Below are 20,429 nucleotides of genomic sequence, written 5' to 3'. Positions count from 1 at the left end.
ATATTCATTTAAATAAGGGTAATAAACCTGAAATTATAATTAACGATCACGCCAAAAAAATGGAGTTAATATAATCAGTACGGTAAACAATTCTAATCTGCCAATAAGCATCAAGAAGCTACACCACCATTTTGCAGCAGTCGGTAAGGCCGAATAATTATCTACTGGTCCTAACTCACCAAAAGCTGGCCCCACATTACCAAGTGAAGAGGCAGCACCTCCAATAGCGGTTTCAAGGTTTAAGCCTAAAGCACCAAGTACAACAGCACCAATAATAAATGATAGCATGTACAAAATAAAAAATCCTAAAATGTTATATACAATTTGAGAATTAACAGCACGTTTCGCGTATCTTACCGGCAAAACGGCATTAGGATGTAATATTCGCTTAAATTCAAGGATTCCATTTTTAATCATAATTAAATGTCTTACAACTTTAACGCCTCCTGAAGTTGAGCCTGCTGAACCACCTAGAAAAAATAAACCAAAAAACATTACTGTTAAAAATGGTACCCACATTGTGTAGTCAGCAGAGACAAATCCTGTTGTGGTTATAATGGCCAAAACCTGGAAAATAGCATGCCTAAATGCACTTTCAAAAGCACCAAGAACTTCAGGGTGATTTACTGATGAAAAGCTTACATCTGCTTGAAAGTAAATTAATAGGGTTGCTAAAGTTGTAAAAACAACAACAAAAATTGTAAAAACCTTAAACTCTTCATTAGCTAATACTTTTCTAAAGTTCAGTTTAAAACCATAATAACTTACTACAAAGTTAGTACCAGCTAAAAACATGAATAGAATAATAATATATTGAATCATTGGCTGATCATTCCAATAAGCTAAACTTTCATTTTTAGTTGAAAAGCCTCCTGTAGATAAGGTACTTAGTGCATGATTAACTGCATCAAAAAGGGTCATGCCTGCTATGTTAAGTAAAATAGCTTCAACTATGGTGTAACCTAGATAAATTAACCACAATCGTTTGGCTGTATCTGCTATTCTTGGTTTCAATTTATCAGCACTTGGACCTGGTGCTTCCGCAGAAAAAAGCTGCATACCGCCAATTCCGAATAAAGGAAAAATAGCAACAGCTAAAACAATTATTCCCATACCGCCTATCCAATGTGTTAAGCTTCGCCAAAGTAAAATACCATTAGGTAAAACTTCTATATCACTTAAAATAGATGATCCTGTTGTAGTATAACCAGACATTGTTTCAAAAAACGCATCTGTAATCTGTGGAATTGATTTCGTGAAAATATAAGGTAACATACCGCTAATCACCATGAAAATCCAACTGAAAGTTACAATTAAATAGCCTTCTTTCTGCTGAATTGATTTATCGTGAAAACGGGTCACAAACATAATTAAGAAGCCTACAAATAATGTTGTAATTGCTGCTGAAGCAATCCCCAAAGTTTCGGATTCGCCATAATACCAACTGGTTAATGTTGGTATTAACATAAAAGCGCCATTAAAGATTAAGATTAACCCTAAGGTATGAAATACAATTTTGTAATTTATAGATCTCATTAACAAAAAAGCTTTTCAACACGTTTAATTGATTTTGGTAAGCAGCAAACCACAACATGGTCGCCTTCCTTGACCACAAAATCACCAAGCGCAATTTCTCCTTTGCCGTCTCTAATTACACCACCAACGACCGCCGTTCTTGGGAAGTCAATTTCAGCAATACTATTACCACAAACTAATGAAGTTGACTTTACTTTAAACTCCATTAACTCTGCATTCATGTTATTGAGTTTAGTCATCGCCACTAAATCTCCTTTACGAATGTATCTAAAAATATTATTGGCTGCTATCAATTTTTTATTGACTAAAGAGTTGATACCAATGTTATGGCTCAGTTGAAAATAATCCATATTTTCAACTAAGGCAATTGTTTTTTTAACGTTTTTAGTATTGGCCACAAGGCAAGACATGATGTTTGTTTCAGAGTTTTCGGTCACTGCTATAAAAGCATCCATTTTTTCAATATTCTCTTCTTCAAGTAGTCCTACGTTTCTCCCATCTTCATTAATAACTAATATATTAGGAAGGCTGTCAGCAATTTGTAAAGCCTTTTTATCATTTTTTTCAATTAGCTTGACATTATAATTATTGCTGCTCAATTGGCTTGCTAGTGTTCGACCAATATTGCTACCGCCTAGAATCATAACATTTTTTATAACTCTTTTTTCAGCGCCTGTTAGTTTATAAAGCTCTTCAAGACCTTCGTCGTCCGTGACAAAATACACACGATCTCCACGTTTAAACTCAGTATCGCCTCGTGGTATGATGGTATATTGAGTACCAAAACGCTGCATGGCTATTGGCACAAAATGAATACCTGGATAAACTTTAGCAGCTTCTTGTACAGTTTTACCTATAAATGCTGCTTTAGATCGTAAGGTTAAACCTATCATTTTTAAAGCGCCATTTTCAAACTCGAAGGTATCTGTAAATCCTGATTGGTTTAACAATAAGTGCATTTCTTCAGCAGCTAAAGCTTCAGGTGAAATAACCTCATCGATACCTAAACTCTTGATATCTAAGCGATCTTTATTTTTAATCAAGTCGTCGTTAGAAACACGAGAGACTGTTCGCTTACAACCTAATTGTTTAGAAAAAACACAAACTGTAATGTTTATTGATTGGTTTGAAGTTACAGAGATTACCAAATCGGTAACTTCAACATTGGCTTCTATCAATTTGGTTGGTGAGGTAGCATCGCCTTCTAATGTTCTAATATCAAGATGTTTATCCGCATAAGCTAAACGTTCTTCATCCACATCGATTAAAGTTATATCATGAGATTCGTAAGAGAAAAGCTTAGCAAGATGATAACCAACTTCTCCTGCTCCTGCAATTAATATTTTCATACAGCAAATTTAACAGATATTATTAAGAGAATGAGAAAATTAAAGTATAAAATATTTAGATTGTATTTAAAAATTATCTTTGCAGAAAAAGTCTTGATGGCAAAAGAAGTAAAACCTTATAAAAATTCTGAGTTAAAGAAAAAGCAGCAGGTTGAACAAATGTTTGATAATATTTCAACTGGATACGACGATTTAAATAGAGTAATTTCATTTGGAACAGATTTAGCTTGGCGTAAAAAAGTGATCAAAATAGTAAAAGACTCTAAACCGAAAAGCATTTTAGATATTGCTACTGGCACAGGTGACCTTGCAATTGCTCTAGCTGACTCTAAAGCTGAAAAAATTGTAGGATTAGATATTTCAGCTGGAATGTTAAGTGTTGGGCAACAAAAAATAAACCAGAAAAAGTTACAAAATCGGATTGAAATGGTACAAGCCGACTCTGAAAAACTTCCATATAGCGACAATAGTTTTGATGCAATAACAGTTGCTTTTGGCGTTAGAAACTTTGAAAATTTAGACAAAGGTTTATCTGAAATACAGCGTGTACTGAGAAAAAATGGGGTTTTTGTAATTCTAGAAACTTCTGTCCCTAGCAAGTTTCCATTTAAACAAGGCTATGCCGTTTACACAAAATTTATTTTACCAATGATTGGTCGGTTATTTTCTAAAGATAAAAGTGCATATCAGTATTTAAGTGAAAGTGCATCTAAATTTCCGTATGGTAAAAAATTATGCAATATTTTAGAAAAAAATGGGTTTACAAATGTAGAGTTTAAGCCTCAAACTTTCGGGGCAGCAACAATATACACAGCATCAAAATAATTTTCATGAAGAAGTTATTATTTGTACTTATAGTATGTTTTACATACCAATCACAAGCACAGTTATTTTCAAAAGAACGTGTTTTAAATCGGGAAAATATAGATAAGAAGCGTTGGTCTTGGGGCTATTATCTTGGTTTTAATAATTATGGATTTAATACCCGCTACAAAGACATTAATGCTGAAGTTCTAGTGACTAGAAATATGGGATTTAATGTGGGTTTGGTTGGAAATTTAAGAATTAATGATTACATAGATTTAAGACTTGAACCTGGCGTTGCTTTTGCTAATAGAACTCTAGAATTTCCAGGATTTAATGAAGAATTTGAGGCGATTAGAGAAGTTAAATCATCTTATGTTCACATACCGCTACTTGTAAAATTTTCTTCAAAACGAATTAATAATTTTAAACCCTTTTTAGTTGGTGGCGCTTCAATTTCTCATAATTTATCCAGCAATGAGGACAATCCTGACGACAATAGTGCTGGAGAATTTAGAATGAAGACGAATGTTGTAAATTTAGAAGTTGGTTTTGGTATTGACTTTTATCTAGAATACTTTAAATTTTCACCATCTATTCGTGGTATTTTTGGATTAACAGATGAACTGGTAAGAGATAATGACCCTAACAGTCCGTGGACTTCAAACATTGCACAGATGAAGTCAAGAGGTATATTTATTAACTTCACTTTTCAGTAAATTGATTTCGTTTAAACTCACTTAACATAATTGAAGTAGCTGTGGCAACATTTAAGCTTTCAACCTCAGCAGAACCAAACTTTGGAATACTAATTTTATGCGTAATTAAGTTTTCTATTTCAGTTGAAATGCCATTAGCCTCATTTCCCATGACTAATATTCCATTGCGTTCTAAATAGGTTGAATAGATAGGTTCAGCATTCATAAATGCTCCATAAATTGGTAAGTTAGTTTGTGTTAAAACTTGGTTTAAGTCTTCATAAACAATATCAACACGAACTAAAGAACCCATTGTTGCTTGTACAACTTTGGGGTTATAACAATCTACTGTGTCGGGAGAACAAATTAAAGTTGAAACATCAAACCAATCACACAAACGAATTATTGTTCCTAAATTACCTGGGTCACGAACACCATCTAAAGCAACAGTTAAGCTGTTTTGTTGATGAACATTTATCTTATTATTAGGAATTTTAACTAAAGCTAAGGCAATTTGAGGCGTTGACAAAGCACTGATTTTGGCTAAGTCAGTTTCTGATATTAAATAAAAGTTTTCTGAATTAAACGAGAATAAGTCAACTGTTGCAAATAAAGCTTCAACTTCTAAGTTACTTTTTAAAATTTCTTTGATTACTTTTACGCCTTCAACAATAAATAATTGGTGTTTTTGCCTAAATTTTTTGTGTTTTAAACTATTAACTAATTTAATTTGACTTTTACTAAGCATAAAATAAAATCATTTACTGTGAATACGATGACAAAAATATCAATTCTATTCATATTGATTTTTTTTTCAGCCTGTAATTCAATTAAACATCTCGAAAAAGATGAGTTTTTAATAAAGTCGTCTATTATTGAATTAGACACAACTGCTGAGTTTAAATCTCAATTAAACAAATACACTTTAACAAAGCCCAACTCAAAAGTTTTTGGTATTCCATTAAAACTTCATATTTATAATTTAGCAAAACAAAAACCTGAAGAAGATTTTAATCGCTGGTTAAACAACAAACCTAAGCGAAAAAAACGCTTGGTAAAATGGCTCTCACAAAAACAATTAGACAAGCTTCGAGAATCTTATATCAATCTAAATAAAGGTATTCAAAAGTCTGGTGAACCACCTGTTAAACTCGAACAAGACTTAGTTTTAGAATCTGAAGATAAACTCAAGGCTTGGTATTGGAATCACGGATTTTTTGAGGCAAAAGTTAGCCATGACATAAAACGAGACAGCATCAATCAAACGGCCCAAATTAGTTATAGTATTAATCCCGGTCAAGTCACTATTATAGATTCAATATCGCAACGTATTGCCACACCAAGTATAGACTCTATAATTGATAAGACTAAACAAACGTCTTTTATAAAATTAAATAAACCTTTTATCACTGAAAATTTTGAAAAGGAACGTAACCGAATTACTAACTACTTAAGAAATCATGGCTATTATAATTTTGAACAAGATTATATAAGTTATTATGCCGATACCATAAACACAGACCATAAAATTAACCTTGAACTGGTTATTGATAATCGAAATAAACGATTAACCGATACCACTGTTAAAATTGATTTTACTGCTTATAAAATCGCTGAAGTAAATGTTATTACAGATTTAAAAAATGATATTAATACCAAAAGAGTTCAAGATAGCACAAGTTTTAAAAATTATAACTTTTATAGTTTTGGAAAAAAAGTAAATGTAAGGCCTGAAGTTTTATCAGATCTAATTTTTATTGAAAAAAACCAACTATACAGTGATAATAAAAATAGCAAAACCTACAACCGTATTTACAATACAAGAATTTTTAAATATCCAAATATTCAGTACGTTGTAGATCCTGAAGATTCAACTAAACTAATATCTAATATATTTTTAACCCCTAAAAAACGTTTCTCTCTTAACTTGCAAACTAATGCTTCACAAAGTAACATTCAAGAATTTGGTATTGGTTTTAACGGATCCTTACTCGCAAGGAATTTATTTAGAAATGCAGAAACACTTGAATTATCCGGTCGTGGAAATTTTGGATCGTCTAAAGATGCCTCTCAAGACGATCAGTTTTTTGATATTTTTGAGTATGGTTTTGATTTGAGATTAAGTTTTCCGAGAATTATATTTCCATTCAATACAGATCGATTTATAAAAAGTGACATGTCTCCTTTTACAAGTTACAGTCTTGGTTTCAGCTCTCAAAAAAACATTGGTCTCGACCGGAGGAACTTCAACCTAACTTATAGTATTAACTGGAAACCAAAAAAGAACATAACTAATAACATAGACCTTATTAATGTTCAGTTTGTAAATCATTTAAATATCCAAAATTACTTTAACGTCTTTAATAACTCATTTCAACAACTCAATTCAATTGCACAAACTAATTCTGCTCAAGTTTCAAATGAATTATTCAGCGATTCTGGTGATTTATTAATTCCTTCAGGTACTAAACAGTTTATTTCGTTAATAGAATCTAATCAAGTTGCTTTAACTACTGAAGAATTAACAGATGCGAATGCAATTATAGAACGGCAGGAACGATTAACTGAAAACAACTTAATTGTAGCATCAAACTACACCTATAACTTCAGTTCTAAGAAAAGTATTTATGATAATGATTTTTCACAATTTAGGGCAAGAATTGAATTATCTGGTAATTTATTGTCATTACTAGCGCAACCACTGAACTTAAATGAAAATCAAAACGGTAATTATGATCTTTTTAATGTTCAATTTTCTCAATATATAAAACCTGAACTTAGTTTCATTAAACATTGGGATTTTGATGATGGTAAAATTTTAGCCACCAGAGCTTTTGCAGGGATTGCCATACCTTTAGGAAACAGTAACTCAATTCCCTTTGCAAAAAGTTTTTTTGCTGGTGGTCCTAATGACAATCGCGGTTGGAGACCATACGATTTAGGCCCTGGAAAAACTAATGGTATCAACGAATTTAATGAAGCAAACTTTAAACTTGCCTTTAATGCTGAGTTTCGCTTTAATTTATTTGGGAGTTTAAATTCTGCATTTTTTGTAGACGCAGGTAATATTTGGAATGCGCTTGACAATGTTAATGATCCAGATGCTCGTTTTGACGGCTTAGAAGATTTAAAAGATTTATCTATTGCATCAGGATTTGGTTTACGATACGATTTAAGCTTTTTTGTACTTCGTGTTGACTTAGGATTTAAAACTTATAACCCTGGAAACGTCAACCAGAAATGGTTTAAAAACTATAACTTCAGTAATGTGATTTATAATTTTGGAATCAATTATCCATTTTAGACCATTATAATTTCTTAATTTTACAATTTAAAACTTATAATTTATGGCACATCATATCAAACCAGGAGTTGCAACTGGTTATCAGGTTCAAGAAATCTTTAACCACGCAAAAGAAAACAATTACGCAATACCTGCGGTTAATGTTGTAGGATCAAATACAATTAATGCTGTATTAGAAACTGCAGCTAGTTTAAACTCACCTGTAATTATTCAATTTTCTAATGGTGGTGCACAATTTAACGCCGGTAAAGGCTTATCAAACGATGACCAAAAAGCGGCTATTCTAGGCGCAGCTACTGGTGCAAAACATGTTCATGATCTGGCTGAAGCTTATGGTGCAACAGTAATTTTACATACAGACCATTGTGCAAAAAAATTATTGCCATGGATAGATGGCTTGCTTGATGAAGGTGAAAAATTTTATAAATTACATGGTAAACCTTTGTTTAGCTCCCATATGATTGATCTTTCAGAGGAACCTTTAGAAGAAAATATAGACATTTGTAAGCGCTACTTAGGTCGAATGAAAGAAATGGAAATGACGCTCGAAATTGAATTAGGCGTCACTGGTGGTGAAGAAGATGGTGTTGATAATTCAGATGTAGATGTCTCAAAATTATACACTCAACCTGAAGAAGTTGCCTATGCTTATGAAGAGTTAAGTAAAATCTCTGATCAATTTACTATTGCAGCGGCATTTGGAAATGTTCATGGTGTTTATAAACCAGGAAACGTAAAACTGACACCAACAATACTACGTGACTCACAAGACTATATTTCAAAAAAATACAATGTAGAGCACAATCATATTGACTTTGTATTCCACGGTGGAAGCGGCTCAACAGAAGCTGAAATACAAGAATCAATTGGTTATGGTGTCATCAAAATGAATATTGATACTGATTTACAGTACGCATTTACAGTTGGCATTAGAGGTTATATGAAGTCTAAAGCCGATTATTTGGCAACACAAATCGGTAATCCTGAAGGTGATGATGTTCCTAACAAAAAATATTACGACCCAAGAAAATGGTTACGTGAAGGCGAAAAAACTTTTGTAGAACGCCTTAAAAAAGCATTTGAAGATTTAAATAATATTAATACTTTATAAACTTGGAGTATGGCTTGGTTTAAGCGAAAGAAGAAAGGAATTAGAACTGCCACTGAAGACAAAAAAGATGTCCCAAAAGGTTTGTGGTATAAATCACCTACTGGCAAAATTGTAGATTCTGAACAATTAGCCAATAATTTTTATGTGAGTCCAGAAGATGGTTATCATGTTAGAATTGGAAGTAAAGAATACTTTGAAATACTTTTTGATGACAATAAGTTTAATGAACTTGATGCAAATATTTCATCAAAAGATCCTTTAAAGTTTGAGGACACTAAGACTTACAAAAACCGCTTAAAAGAAGTTGAAGATAAAACACAACTTAAAGATGCCATAAGAATAGCTGTGGGAAAATCTAAAGGAAAAAGCATTGTAATTTGTGCGATGGATTTTAAATTCATCGGCGGCTCAATGGGTTCTGTTGTTGGTGAAAAAATCGCTAGAGGTGTAGACTACGCCTTAAAACATAAAACACCATTAGTAATTATTTCAAAGTCTGGTGGTGCTAGAATGATGGAAGCTGCGCTTTCATTAATGCAATTAGCCAAAACATCAGTTAAATTAGCACAATTAGCTAAAGCAAAACTTCCTTACATTTCGCTCTGTACAGACCCAACAACTGGTGGCACAACAGCTTCTTTTGCTATGTTAGGCGACATTAATATTTCAGAACCTGGTGCTTTAATCGGATTTGCTGGTCCTCGTGTTGTACGCGATACAACAGGAAAAGACTTACCAGAAGGTTTTCAGTCGGCTGAATTTTTGCAAGAACATGGTTTTCTAGATTTTATTACGCATCGTAAAGAGTTAAAAAATAAAATTAATTTATACCTAGATTTAATTCAGAATCAGAAAATAAGAGCATAAAAACAATCTTAAATTAGGGAATATAAAAAAATAGTGTATTTTTGCACTTTGATAGAAAACCTATCATTGCATAATAATTATTGAAACAATATTGGCATGTACTTAACAAAAGAAGAAAAGGGCAAAATGTTTGCTCAATTTGGCAAGAACGAACAAGACACAGGTTCTGCTGAAGGTCAAATCGCTTTGATGACCAAAAGAATTGATCACATTTCAAAGCACTTAAAAACAAACCGAAAAGATTTTAATTCTGAACGCTCGCTAGTTAAACTTGTAGGTAAAAGAAGAAATCTTTTAAATTATCTTAAAAATAAAGATATTTTGCGTTACAGAGCGATCGTTAAAGATTTAGGATTAAGAAAATAAGTTTAAAAAGGGGCGTTTTCGCCCCTTTTTTTATTATAAATTGCCTCTTTCCCATTTTTGAATAGTTTCTATTAAGTTTTAAGCTCGCCACAACACAACAACGAACATTAAAATTTAAATTATGATTCCAAAAACTTTTAAAGAGGTTATTACCTTAGACGATGGTAGAACCATCAGTCTAGAAACAGGAAAACTAGCTAAACAAGCTCACGGCTCTGTTGTTGTAAGAATGGGCGATGCCATGCTTTTGTGTACGGTTGTATCATCACACACACCGAGCACAATGAACTTTTTCCCACTCACAGTAGATTATCGTGAAAAATTCGCCGCATCTGGTAAATATCCAGGTGGATTCTTCAAGAGAGAAGCTAGACCAAGTAACGAAGAAATCCTTGTGATGCGTCTAGTTGACCGCGCTTTAAGACCACTTTTCCCTAAAGATTATCGTTATGAAACGCAAGTGATGATTCAGCTGATGTCTCATGACGACAATGTAATGCCTGATGCGTTAGCCGGTTTAGCAGCTTCAACTGCCATTCAGCTATCAGATATTCCTTTCGAGTACCCAATTTCAGAAGCACGAGTTATTCGTGTTAACGGCGAATTTATTGTCAATCCTAGTCGTGCTCAAATAGAAGAGGCAGATTTAGATATGATCATTGGTGCATCAGAAGATAGTGTATCTATGGTTGAAGGCGAAATGGATGAAGTTTCTGAAGAAGAAATGGCTGAAGCTATCAAGTTTGCTCATGAGGCTATAAAAAAACAATGTCAAGCACAACGTAATTTAGCTGAAGCAGTCGGAAAAAAAGAAACTCGAGAGTATGAAGCAACCGAAGAAAATGAAGATTTAAAATCTAAAATTTTTGACGCTGCATACCAAAAATGTTATGATATAGCTAAACAGGCTTTAAATAAACTTGATCGCGGAACAAATTTCTCCGAAGTTAAAGATGAGGTTAAAGACATGTTTACAGAAGAAGAACTTGAAGAACATGCTAAGCTCATTTCAATGTATTTTGGTGAAGCACAAAAACAAGCTGTTCGAGATCTTACGCTTAATGAAAAAGTGAGACTTGATGGAAGGCAGCTTGATGAAATCAGACCAATCTGGTGCGAGACTGATTATTTACCATCAACACATGGTTCTGCGATTTTTACACGAGGTGAAACGCAAGCACTAGCAACGGTAACACTTGGTACATCAAGAGAAGCTAATATTGTTGATACGCCAACTTATGAAGGCGAAGAAACTTTTTACTTACACTATAACTTTCCACCGTTTTGTACTGGTGAGGCTTACCCAATAAGAGGAACATCAAGACGTGAAATAGGTCATGGTAATTTAGCACAAAGAGCATTGAAAGGAATGATCCCTGAAGATTGTCCTTATACAGTTAGAGTTGTATCAGAAGTTCTCGAATCTAATGGATCGTCTTCAATGGCAACTGTTTGCTCAGGAACTATGGCTTTAATGGATGCAGGAATTAAGCTTAAAAAACCTGTTTCAGGAATTGCTATGGGACTTATTACTGATGGTGAAAATTATGCCGTACTTTCTGACATTTTAGGAGATGAAGACCATCTCGGTGATATGGACTTTAAAGTTACAGGAACAGAAGACGGTATCACAGCTTGCCAGATGGATATAAAAGTAAAAGGTTTATCTTACGAAATTTTGATAAAAGCTTTAAAACAAGCACGTGAAGGCAGGTTACATATCTTAAATAAACTTACCGAAACAATTGCTACTCCTAATGAAAATGTAAAAGCACATGCACCAAAAATTATCACTAGAACAATTCCTGGTGACTATATCGGTTCATTAATTGGTCCTGGAGGAAAAACTATACAAGAATTACAAAAAGCCTCTGAAACAACTATCGTTATCAATGAAGTAGATGAAAAAGGCGTTGTTGAAATTTTAGGAACTAATCAAGAAGGTATTGACATGGTTTTAAGTAAAATTGACGCCATGCTGTTTAAACCAGAAAAAGGCTCAGTATACGAGGTTAAAGTCATTAAAATCCTAGATTTTGGTGCTGTTGTAGAATATGTTGACGCACCAGGAAACGAAGTTTTATTACATATTTCAGAATTAGCCTGGGAACGCACTAATAATGTTACCGATGTTGTAAACCTTGGTGATGTGTTAGATGTCAAATATTTTGGAATTGATCCAAGAACCAAAAAAGAAAAGGTTTCTAGAAAAGCACTGATTCCAAAACCAGAAAAAAAAGATCAGAAAAAATCTGATAATTAAATAAAAAGCTCCAAATGGAGCTTTTTTTAATTACATCAATCTCAAACTGACATTATTTCAGTATAATTTATTAACTTTAAGTTAGTTTTATTACGAATATTGGTCTCTTTTAAGCCTTTTTAGTATATTTTCGGTAATATGCAGCATATTCGTATAGATAATAAAGCTCGCACGAAAATTGCACATTTTAAACAAATATTAATTAAAAATAACTAAACATGAAAGTTTTAGTAATTGGTGCAGGTAATATGGGACTCACCTATTCAGAAGGAATGGCAAAGTCTCCATTACTTAACCGTAAAAATTTAATGATTCACGACGTATCTTCAGAAACAATTGAAACACTACAAAAAATTTCTTATTTCGATGTATACGAAAAATTAGAAGATTGTTTACCAAAAGCAGATATCGTTTTTATAGGTGTTAAACCTTATCATGCTGATGAATTATTTTCAAAGATGAAACCTATGTTAAATAACCATCAAATCATGGTTTCCTTAATGGCTGGCGTAACCATACAATCTATGATAGATGGTTTGGGTGTTCCAAAAGTTATTAGAACTATGCCTAATCTACCAGCAAAAGTAGGAAAAGGCGTTACGTCTTATACCGAATCTGAAGCAGTTTCTAGGGTTGAACTTCTAATGATTAGAAATTTACTTGATACAACTGGTGAATCTATACATGTTAAAAATGAAGAATTTATCAATAAATCGACCGGTATTTCTGGAAGTGGGCCAGCTTACATATTTTACTTCATGCAGTCTATGCTAGAAGCAGCTAAAAAAATGGGCTTTTCAGACAATGATTCTAAAGTTTTAGTCTCAAACACATTTGAAGGTGCTGTACAATTATTTAATGAGTCTGACCTTTCTCCAGAAACTTGGATGGATCGTGTTGCTTCAAAAGGCGGTACAACTAGAGCTGCTTTAGACTCTATGGATGATAATAATGTCAATCAATTAATAAAAGATGCTGCATTTGCTGCTTTTAATAAAGCGGTTGAATTAGGCGAATCATAACTAACAATACTTTTTAAATATGCATTCTAAACGAATTGTCGTAAAAGTCGGCACAAACGTCATGACTAACATGAATAACCGCATTGTTGGTCCTATACTTAAAAATTTAGTTCGCCAAATCGCCTATTTATATGAGCGCGATATTATCACTATTTTAGTTTCTTCAGGCTCAGCAATCGCTGGTAAAGAAGTTCTTGGTGGCTGCTCAGCCGAAGATAAATCGACTAGACGTCAAATTTACTCTTCAGTAGGTCAACCTAGAATGATGCGCCACTATTATTCTATGTTTCATGATTTCGGTATGCGTTGCGGGCAAGTTCTAGCCACCAAAAGAGACTTCGCACCTGGTAAATATCGTGAAAACATGATTAATTGTTACGAAGGCTTATTAGATGAAGGGATTATCCCTATTGCTAATGAAGATGATGCCGTTTCATTATCAATGTCTATGTTCACAGATAATGATGAGTTAGCAAGCCTAGTTGCTGAATTAGTAAATGCAGACATGCTATTAATGCTAACTGACATTGATGGCTTATACACAGGTCACCCAGAAGCTGAAGAATCAAAACTATTACATCATGTAAGAGTTCACGATAATGTAGAACAATATGTTCAAGCCAGCGAAAAAGGTGAAGGTGAAGGTCGTGGTGGAATGAAGTCTAAACTGAAAATAGCTAAAGATACCGCTAGCAAAAATATACCGACATACATCGCTAACGGTAAAAATGAAAATATTATTCTTGATATATTAGAAGGTAAAGAAGTCGGTACAAAATTCACAATTTAAAATTAACTTATGAAACTACTAGACACAACTTTAAAGAATAAAGTCTTACAATCTATGATGACTATCATCGATAAAAAAAGAGATGATATTATCGCAGAAAATAAAAAAGATCTTGAAGCTTTTAACCGAGATGACCAAGCATTATATGATCGTTTAGTTGTTAATCAAGCTAAAGTTGATGGTATGATTCAAGCCATAAAAGAAGTGAAAGATCAAGATGACCCAGTTGGAAATACAATTTCTGAACGTATACTTGATTCAGGCTTAAAAATCGTCAATAAAACAGATCCTTTTGGTACAATAATGATTATTTATGAATCTAGACCAGATGTTACCATTGAAGCCGCAGTTTTAGCATTTAAAGCTAACAACAAAATTTTACTAAAAGGCGGAAAAGAAGCGAATAACTCAAACAAAATCTTAGAAAGTTGTTGGCACGAAGCCCTTGAGGAGAATGGCCTAGACAAAAACTGGATAAGGTTGATGCACATGAACCGTGAAGAAACACAAGAATTTCTTCGTAATCCTTCAGAAAAACTTGACTTAATCGTTCCTAGAGGTGGTGAAAGACTAATCGAGTTTGTAAAAACTCATGCTAAATGCGCTGTGCTAATTAGTGGTCGAGGTAATAATTTTTTATACGTTTCTAAACAAGCAGATTGGGAAAAAGCAAAGAAAGTCATCATCAATGCAAAAACTGATAAAATTTCAGGTTGTAATGCTTTAGATAAAGTATTAATTGATGAAAATATTGCTGATTTTGATAATAAAGTTAAGGATTTACATCAAACACTTGAAAATCATAAAGTAAAAACAGTAATTGATGAAAACCTTAAAAATCAGTTGAGTGATGTTGAAGTTGCAACAGATGAAAATATTTGGTTTGAAGAATTTTTAGCCATGAAAATTCTTTTAGCAAAAGTAAGTGATCTTGATGAAGCCATTTCTATAATAAATAAATACTCAGGAGGTCACTCATCTGTTATTATGACTGAAGACAACGATGAAGCAATGGCATTTATGCAACAAATTGATAGTGCTGCAGTTTATCAAAACGCATCGTCTCGTTTTACTGATGGCGGACAAATGGGCGTTGGTGCTGAGTTAGCAATTTCTACAGATAAACTACATCATCGCGGTCCATTAGGATTAAAACAACTTGTTACTAATAAATATTACGTTTGGGGCGACGGCCATATTAGACAATAGTTTCAAAATTTATTTGTTATAAGGCGCAGCTAATAAATTAGTTGCGCTTTTTTTATTTAAAAAATAAAATTTTTGTAACATTTTCAAACAAGGCAACGTAAAATATAAAACACAATAACCCATTAATTTCGTTTTATTCTAAATGAGACAACTTAAAATCACCAAACAAGTTACCAATCGTGAAACAGCTTCACTTGATAAGTATTTACAAGAAATTGGTAAAGTAGACTTAATTACCGCCGAGGAAGAAGTTGAATTAGCACAACGTATTAAAGCTGGTGACGACAGAGCTTTAGAAAAGTTAACTAAAGCTAACCTTCGTTTTGTGGTATCAGTTTCTAAGCAATACCAAAATCAAGGCTTAACCCTACCCGATTTAATTAACGAAGGTAATTTAGGACTAATTAAAGCCGCCAAAAGATTTGATGAAACGAGAGGTTTTAAATTCATATCTTACGCTGTTTGGTGGATAAGACAATCTATTTTATCTGCTTTAGCTGAACAATCTCGTGTTGTAAGATTGCCGCTTAACAAAATTGGTTCTATAAATAAAATTAATAAGACTTTTGCTATTTTAGAGCAACGCCATCAAAGACCACCAAGTCCAGAGGAAATTGCTAAAGAACTTGAAATGACAGTTAGTGATGTAAAAGAATCACTAAAAAATTCAGGAAGACACATCTCTATGGATGCACCTTTAAAAGATGGTGAAGACTCTAACTTATACCATGTTTTAGATTATGGTGAATCTCCAAATCCAGATCAAGAATTGATTCAAGAGTCTTTACAAACTGAAATTGAACGTTCTTTAGACACTTTAACGCAGCGTGAAGCAGATGTCATTCGTTTATTTTTTGGCTTAGGCAATCAACAGCCTATGACGCTTGAGGAAATTGGGCAAACTTTTGGTTTAACGCGTGAGCGCGTAAGACAAATTAAAGAAAAAGGCGTTAGACGTCTTCGCCATACATCTAGAAGTTCTATTTTAAAGAAATATTTAGGTTAACTATATTTGTACTGAATAATTGTAATATAATTATTCGTTTTTAATGATTGATAAGGCAAAGCCGCTAATTTAGCGGCTTTGTTGATTTTATTAGTTGGTAAAATTTATTTAACTTAAAGCAGAAAGTATTTTAACTTAAAATATATGAGTTACAATATTAGTTATTGCCTTCAGTTGATGGCATATTCTCTTCTACTGCATCTTCTTTATTTTCAGTTGAAGTCTTATTAACTTCAATAGAAGCATTAGTTTTAGCTTCTTCTTCTTTAATTTCAACTAAAGTTGTTTCAGCATCTTGTTTTATATTCGGAAAACGCTCACCAAAATTCTTAATAATGTTCTCTAAAATATAGGTTGCTTGATAAGCATCACCCAAAGCATAATAATTCTTTGCCATGATATAAAATGCTTTTACACTATACTGCTTAAACTGAGCAAAGTTTTTAGTTATATTTTGAATAACTTTATTAGAGGCTTCATACTTTCCGTCTTGATTTAAAAAGTAAGCATTATAATATAATGCTTCTGCTTTTAATTGACCTGAAGCTATAGTTTCAACTTCTTGATAGGCTAATTTTGCACGCTCTAATTGATCGAGTTTAATAGCTGATCTTGCTGTAAATAATTTAGCATCGGCGATAATGGCTTTATCGATATTTGGTAGCGCTAAAATTAAATCTGCATATTTAATAGCATCGGTATATTGTTTTGTCTGGTACGAAGCTTTCATTAAGTTAGTTTGAGCAAAAACTATATTTTGAGTGAAATTAGCTTCACTCTCAAGACGTTTTAAAAGTGGAATTGCTTCTGTGTAATTATCTTCAGATAAATAAATAGTTGATAATTTTCTTAATGACTCTTCTGTAAATTCACTACTACTCGACTCGATTACATATTGGTAATGTTGTTTAGAGTCTTCTTTTTCTTCTTGGTCATATAATAATTGTGCTAAATAAAAATGTGCATTTAAGGTATGAATCCCTTTTGGAAATTGATCCAAGTATTTTTTGAATCCTTTAATGGCTGCATCTACATTGTTTTCTAAAAATTTATTTTCTGCAGATTCATAGGTTGCATTATCAATATCAGCGTCTGCTACATCAACAAAATCGAGTTGCTTTACCCAAGATGCATAAGCTTCAGTTTGACCTAAATCTATATAAATAAGCCTCACCGTTTGTACAGCTTGTAAGGCTTCCTTAGAATTTGGAAACTTTTCAACCAATTGTTTTAATTGTTTTAAGGCCTTATTATTTTGACCTTGATTATAGTAAACTAAACCAAGCTGAGACTGAGCTTTAGCTTGATAAGCGCTAGCTGGATAACTTGAAATAAGTTGTTGATAAGTTGAAATAGCTTGCTTAGAATTAGATTCGTTAGCATAAGTATTGGCTAAAAAGTATAGTGCATCGTCAACATAAATTGATTTTGGATACTGTTTGATAAATTTATTGAGTTCTTCAATTTTTCGATCATTTTTATTTACAAAACCATAGCTGTAAGCTTTTTGAAAAAAGGCATAATCACTTTTAAACTGGTTCATCGCAATAGCTTTATTATAAGCTTCCATCGCAGGCCAATAATCGCCTTCAGCAAAGTTAGCGTCACCAAGTCTTACATAAGCATCATATACTTCAGCTGTTGCTGAATTAAAGTCGGTGAATGTTTTAAAGGCGACTTCTGCTTGAGCATAATCTTTAAGTTTAAAATAGGTGTAACCAATATTATAGTCAATTTTAGGGTAAATAGATTTTATTTTTGAAGCATTCGGCATGCCTTTAAATGCTTTATAACCTACTAATGCCTCTTTAAAATTGTTAAACAAATAATCAATTTCTGCATTCCAATAGGTGGTTTTAGCAATTAACTCAGAATCGATTCTTTCATCTAAGGATTTTTGAAAATAGACTTTCGCATTTGCATATTCACCTGCTTGAAATAACTCAATCCCGTACAAATAGGTCACCTTTTGATAAGCTTTTTTATCACTGAAATCATTACTGCCTTCTAACATGCTTATCGCTTCTTTATATTGCTTTGATGTGATGTAAGAATTAATCAACAACTCTCCTATTTCAGCTGAAGCTTCAGATTGTGGATATGCTTCTAAGAAAGATCTTAAAACTTGTGGCACTGGCTTATAAGTATTACCTATCTCGTAACTTAACTTAGCGTAATTTAAAAAGGCATCTTCTTTAATTTCTTCATTAAAAGGCATTTCAGAAGCATTTTTAAACGCATTTAAAGCCTGTGTTTTTTTATCGGTCTTTAAATAGGCTTGTGCTAAATGGTAATAGGCATTCTGAGCCACAAAATCTTTACCATCAATAATCTTATTAAACTCACTAATGGCTTTTTGATATTGTTTCACTTTATAATAAGCAAAACCGAGTTGATAATAATCGGTATTATTCCACTTACCACGTTTTCCCTTGTAATTTTTTAGATAATCAATAGCTTTACTATATTCCTTAAGGTTAAAATAACTTTCTCCAATAATTTTATTGAGTTGAGATCTTTCTAGGACATTAGATTTTGGGAGTTGTTCGAGACCTAAATCAATAGCTTTTTGAAATTTACCTAACTTGAAATTCATGTCACTTTGAAAGTAAGATAAGTTATTACCCTTTAGTCCATTTTCTTTAGCTTGATTAAATAAGGTGTTGGCATCTTCATAGTTATTATCTTGGTAGGCCATATAACCAATGTAATATTTAGCTTGAGCGCCATAAGTTTTATGGTTCCTGACCCGATTAAAATAAGTCTTAGCCTGTTTAAAGTTTTTCGTTTTAAAAAGCGTGTAGGCGTAATTAAAATAAAACTGATCTTTATTATCAAAATTCAAGACACTTTGGTCAACTTGAGTAAACCATTTTTTTGCTGACCTATAATCACCTGACTCAAAATAAAAGTTAGCAACACTTAAAAAGGCAATTTTACGTTTGTTGCTTTGAGGGTAATTTTTTACAAAATCAAGCATTAACTGGTCACTATTAGGTAAACCTAAACGTACTGAAGCACTTGCTTTATAATATGCAATATTTGAAGCTAAGACAGAACTTCTTTGCGTCTCAAGGCTATTAAATTTATCTAGTGCAAGTTTGTAGTAATTTTGATCATAAAACTCTACTGCTTGTTGATATTCAGCCAAGTTACTTGTATACTGCTTAGTTTGCTGAGCAAAACTAAAGTTATTCCAAATTAGTACTAAAACAATGATATATTTTATAAATCGCATAAACCAATATTTAAAAATCAAAGATAAAACTCTACGTTTATATAACGTCACTGGACAGACTTAATTATGCCATAAACATTAATCTTTAATGTAATGAATAACAGTTTTCAGTTCATACTTTTATTTTAGACTCCATAAATTAATAGTATCTTTAAATTTTAAAATATAACTTATGTCTTCAACTATTTTAGAGTTAAAAAATGCAAGTATATACCAGCGTGAAAGCCTTATTCTATCTGAAGTTAACGTTAGCATCAATAAAGGCGAATTTGTTTATTTAATTGGTAAAACCGGTACTGGTAAGAGCAGTTTTATGAAAACGCTTTATGGCGATTTACCTCTAAATCATGGTAGCGGACACATTGTCAATGTCGACTTAAGAAAACTAAAAGAAAAACAAATCCCGCAACTAAGACGAAAGTTAGGCGTTGTTTTTCAAGATTTTAAATTATTAAATGACCGTACAATTAAAGATAACTTATGGTTTGTTTTAAAAGCAACTGGTTGGAAAAACAAACAAGAAATGGAACAAAAAATTGATGAAGTTCTTGAAAAAGTTGGTATGCGTACAAAGAACTTTAAATTTCCTTATCAACTCTCAGGTGGCGAACAGCAACGCGTTGCTATTGCCAGAGCTTTATTAAATGATCCAGAACTTATCTTAGCCGATGAGCCAACCGGAAATCTTGACCCACAAACTTCAATTGAAGTGATGGAAGTTTTACAGCAAATTAATAAAAACGGAAATACCATTTTGATGGCTACTCATGATTACGCGCTTTTGTTGAAGTATCCATCCAAAACCCTAAAATGTGACGGTCAAAAAGTATTTGAAGTCGTCCAAAAAACACAAAAACAAGTTTAAG

At 32.7% G+C, this 20,429-nt stretch carries 16 protein-coding genes; 12 read left to right on the top strand and 4 right to left on the bottom strand.

From position 1 onward, the window contains the following. Window positions 1-39: 39 nt before the first annotated feature. Together BUB82_RS07810 and trkA are read right to left on the bottom strand one after the other, a co-directional pair. Window positions 40-1,536, bottom strand: coding sequence for a TrkH family potassium uptake protein (locus BUB82_RS07810; protein WP_073193057.1), 1,497 nt, complete (start codon window positions 1,534-1,536; stop codon window positions 40-42). After that, window positions 1,536-2,885, bottom strand: a complete 1,350-nt coding sequence (gene trkA, locus BUB82_RS07805; protein ID WP_073193056.1) for a Trk system potassium transporter TrkA — start codon at window positions 2,883-2,885, stop codon at window positions 1,536-1,538. Before trkA ends, BUB82_RS07810 begins: the two co-directional genes overlap by 1 nt. Window positions 2,886-2,981: 96 nt before the next feature. On the opposite strand from trkA, the gene ubiE reads away from it, so the two are divergent. Both ubiE and porT read left to right on the top strand, forming a co-directional pair. Continuing rightward, window positions 2,982-3,710 carry a bifunctional demethylmenaquinone methyltransferase/2-methoxy-6-polyprenyl-1,4-benzoquinol methylase UbiE gene (ubiE, locus tag BUB82_RS07800; protein ID WP_073193055.1) on the top strand — a complete coding sequence of 243 codons (729 nt, stop codon included), beginning with the start codon at window positions 2,982-2,984 and terminating at the stop codon, window positions 3,708-3,710. 5 nt (window positions 3,711-3,715) lie between these two features. Continuing rightward, window positions 3,716-4,408 carry a type IX secretion/gliding motility protein PorT/SprT gene (porT, locus tag BUB82_RS07795; RefSeq protein WP_073193054.1) on the top strand — a complete coding sequence of 231 codons (693 nt, stop codon included), beginning with the start codon at window positions 3,716-3,718 and terminating at the stop codon, window positions 4,406-4,408. Here porT and BUB82_RS07790 read toward each other — a convergent pair. Then, entirely contained in the window at window positions 4,395-5,135 is a 741-nt protein-coding gene (locus BUB82_RS07790) for a TrmH family RNA methyltransferase (protein ID WP_073193053.1), read from the bottom strand. The genes porT and BUB82_RS07790 overlap by 14 nt on opposite strands. A gap of 27 nt (window positions 5,136-5,162) precedes the next feature. On the opposite strand from BUB82_RS07790, the gene tamL reads away from it, so the two are divergent. From tamL to BUB82_RS07745, 9 genes are all read left to right on the top strand, one after another. Further along, window positions 5,163-7,691 carry a translocation and assembly module lipoprotein TamL gene (tamL, locus tag BUB82_RS07785; protein WP_234949773.1) on the top strand — a complete coding sequence of 843 codons (2,529 nt, stop codon included), beginning with the start codon at window positions 5,163-5,165 and terminating at the stop codon, window positions 7,689-7,691. Window positions 7,692-7,734: 43 nt separating this feature from the next. After that, complete coding sequence (gene fbaA / locus BUB82_RS07780; RefSeq protein ID WP_073193051.1) at window positions 7,735-8,802, top strand: class II fructose-bisphosphate aldolase; 1,068 nt, start codon at window positions 7,735-7,737, stop codon at window positions 8,800-8,802. 9 nt (window positions 8,803-8,811) lie between these two features. Beyond that, window positions 8,812-9,669, top strand: coding sequence for an acetyl-CoA carboxylase, carboxyltransferase subunit beta (accD, locus tag BUB82_RS07775; protein ID WP_073193050.1), 858 nt, complete (start codon window positions 8,812-8,814; stop codon window positions 9,667-9,669). Between the two features lie 96 nt (window positions 9,670-9,765). Beyond that, complete coding sequence (gene rpsO / locus BUB82_RS07770) at window positions 9,766-10,035, top strand: 30S ribosomal protein S15 (RefSeq protein ID WP_073193049.1); 270 nt, start codon at window positions 9,766-9,768, stop codon at window positions 10,033-10,035. 121 nt (window positions 10,036-10,156) lie between these two features. After that, window positions 10,157-12,298: a polyribonucleotide nucleotidyltransferase gene (locus BUB82_RS07765; protein WP_073193048.1), complete on the top strand. Its 2,142-nt coding sequence runs from the start codon at window positions 10,157-10,159 to the stop codon at window positions 12,296-12,298. Window positions 12,299-12,516: 218 nt separating this feature from the next. Beyond that, window positions 12,517-13,320: a pyrroline-5-carboxylate reductase gene (proC, locus tag BUB82_RS07760; RefSeq protein ID WP_073193047.1), complete on the top strand. Its 804-nt coding sequence runs from the start codon at window positions 12,517-12,519 to the stop codon at window positions 13,318-13,320. 19 nt (window positions 13,321-13,339) lie between these two features. Continuing rightward, window positions 13,340-14,110 (top strand): glutamate 5-kinase, encoded by a 771-nt coding sequence (proB, locus tag BUB82_RS07755; RefSeq protein ID WP_073193046.1) that lies wholly within the window; start codon window positions 13,340-13,342, stop codon window positions 14,108-14,110. Between the two features lie 9 nt (window positions 14,111-14,119). Beyond that, window positions 14,120-15,319, top strand: coding sequence for a glutamate-5-semialdehyde dehydrogenase (locus tag BUB82_RS07750; RefSeq protein WP_073193045.1), 1,200 nt, complete (start codon window positions 14,120-14,122; stop codon window positions 15,317-15,319). 142 nt (window positions 15,320-15,461) lie between these two features. Then, complete coding sequence (locus BUB82_RS07745) at window positions 15,462-16,325, top strand: sigma-70 family RNA polymerase sigma factor (protein WP_073193044.1); 864 nt, start codon at window positions 15,462-15,464, stop codon at window positions 16,323-16,325. Window positions 16,326-16,482: 157 nt separating this feature from the next. Here BUB82_RS07745 and BUB82_RS07740 read toward each other — a convergent pair whose 3' ends face one another. Continuing rightward, window positions 16,483-19,563 carry a tetratricopeptide repeat protein gene (locus BUB82_RS07740; RefSeq protein WP_073193043.1) on the bottom strand — a complete coding sequence of 1,027 codons (3,081 nt, stop codon included), beginning with the start codon at window positions 19,561-19,563 and terminating at the stop codon, window positions 16,483-16,485. 172 nt (window positions 19,564-19,735) lie between these two features. Here BUB82_RS07740 and BUB82_RS07735 point away from each other — a divergent pair, with 172 nt between their 5' ends. After that, complete coding sequence (locus tag BUB82_RS07735) at window positions 19,736-20,428, top strand: cell division ATP-binding protein FtsE (protein WP_073193042.1); 693 nt, start codon at window positions 19,736-19,738, stop codon at window positions 20,426-20,428. Window position 20,429 lies beyond the last annotated feature (1 nt).

The organism is Psychroflexus salarius (assembly GCF_900129035.1).
In the GTDB taxonomy this organism is placed as follows: Bacteria; Bacteroidota; Bacteroidia; order Flavobacteriales; family Flavobacteriaceae; genus Psychroflexus; species Psychroflexus salarius.
Note: the sequence above shows the minus strand (reverse complement) of the source record. Positions and strands in the feature narration are given on the sequence as shown.

What these genes read in the sequence shown, in the direction of transcription:
- fbaA (WP_073193051.1), top strand. Translation starts at nt 7,735, where the DNA reads ATGGCACATCATATCAAACCAGGAGTTGCAACTGGTTATCAGGTTCAA.
- BUB82_RS07740 (WP_073193043.1), bottom strand. Translation starts at nt 19,563, where the DNA reads ATGCGATTTATAAAATATATCATTGTTTTAGTACTAATTTGGAATAAC.
- BUB82_RS07745 (WP_073193044.1), top strand. Translation starts at nt 15,462, where the DNA reads ATGAGACAACTTAAAATCACCAAACAAGTTACCAATCGTGAAACAGCT.
- ubiE (WP_073193055.1), top strand. Translation starts at nt 2,982, where the DNA reads ATGGCAAAAGAAGTAAAACCTTATAAAAATTCTGAGTTAAAGAAAAAG.
- porT (WP_073193054.1), top strand. Translation starts at nt 3,716, where the DNA reads ATGAAGAAGTTATTATTTGTACTTATAGTATGTTTTACATACCAATCA.
- BUB82_RS07735 (WP_073193042.1), top strand. Translation starts at nt 19,736, where the DNA reads ATGTCTTCAACTATTTTAGAGTTAAAAAATGCAAGTATATACCAGCGT.
- rpsO (WP_073193049.1), top strand. Translation starts at nt 9,766, where the DNA reads ATGTACTTAACAAAAGAAGAAAAGGGCAAAATGTTTGCTCAATTTGGC.
- accD (WP_073193050.1), top strand. Translation starts at nt 8,812, where the DNA reads ATGGCTTGGTTTAAGCGAAAGAAGAAAGGAATTAGAACTGCCACTGAA.
- trkA (WP_073193056.1), bottom strand. Translation starts at nt 2,885, where the DNA reads ATGAAAATATTAATTGCAGGAGCAGGAGAAGTTGGTTATCATCTTGCT.
- proB (WP_073193046.1), top strand. Translation starts at nt 13,340, where the DNA reads ATGCATTCTAAACGAATTGTCGTAAAAGTCGGCACAAACGTCATGACT.
- tamL (WP_234949773.1), top strand. Translation starts at nt 5,163, where the DNA reads ATGACAAAAATATCAATTCTATTCATATTGATTTTTTTTTCAGCCTGT.
- BUB82_RS07765 (WP_073193048.1), top strand. Translation starts at nt 10,157, where the DNA reads ATGATTCCAAAAACTTTTAAAGAGGTTATTACCTTAGACGATGGTAGA.
- BUB82_RS07750 (WP_073193045.1), top strand. Translation starts at nt 14,120, where the DNA reads ATGAAACTACTAGACACAACTTTAAAGAATAAAGTCTTACAATCTATG.
- BUB82_RS07810 (WP_073193057.1), bottom strand. Translation starts at nt 1,536, where the DNA reads ATGAGATCTATAAATTACAAAATTGTATTTCATACCTTAGGGTTAATC.
- proC (WP_073193047.1), top strand. Translation starts at nt 12,517, where the DNA reads ATGAAAGTTTTAGTAATTGGTGCAGGTAATATGGGACTCACCTATTCA.
- BUB82_RS07790 (WP_073193053.1), bottom strand. Translation starts at nt 5,135, where the DNA reads ATGCTTAGTAAAAGTCAAATTAAATTAGTTAATAGTTTAAAACACAAA.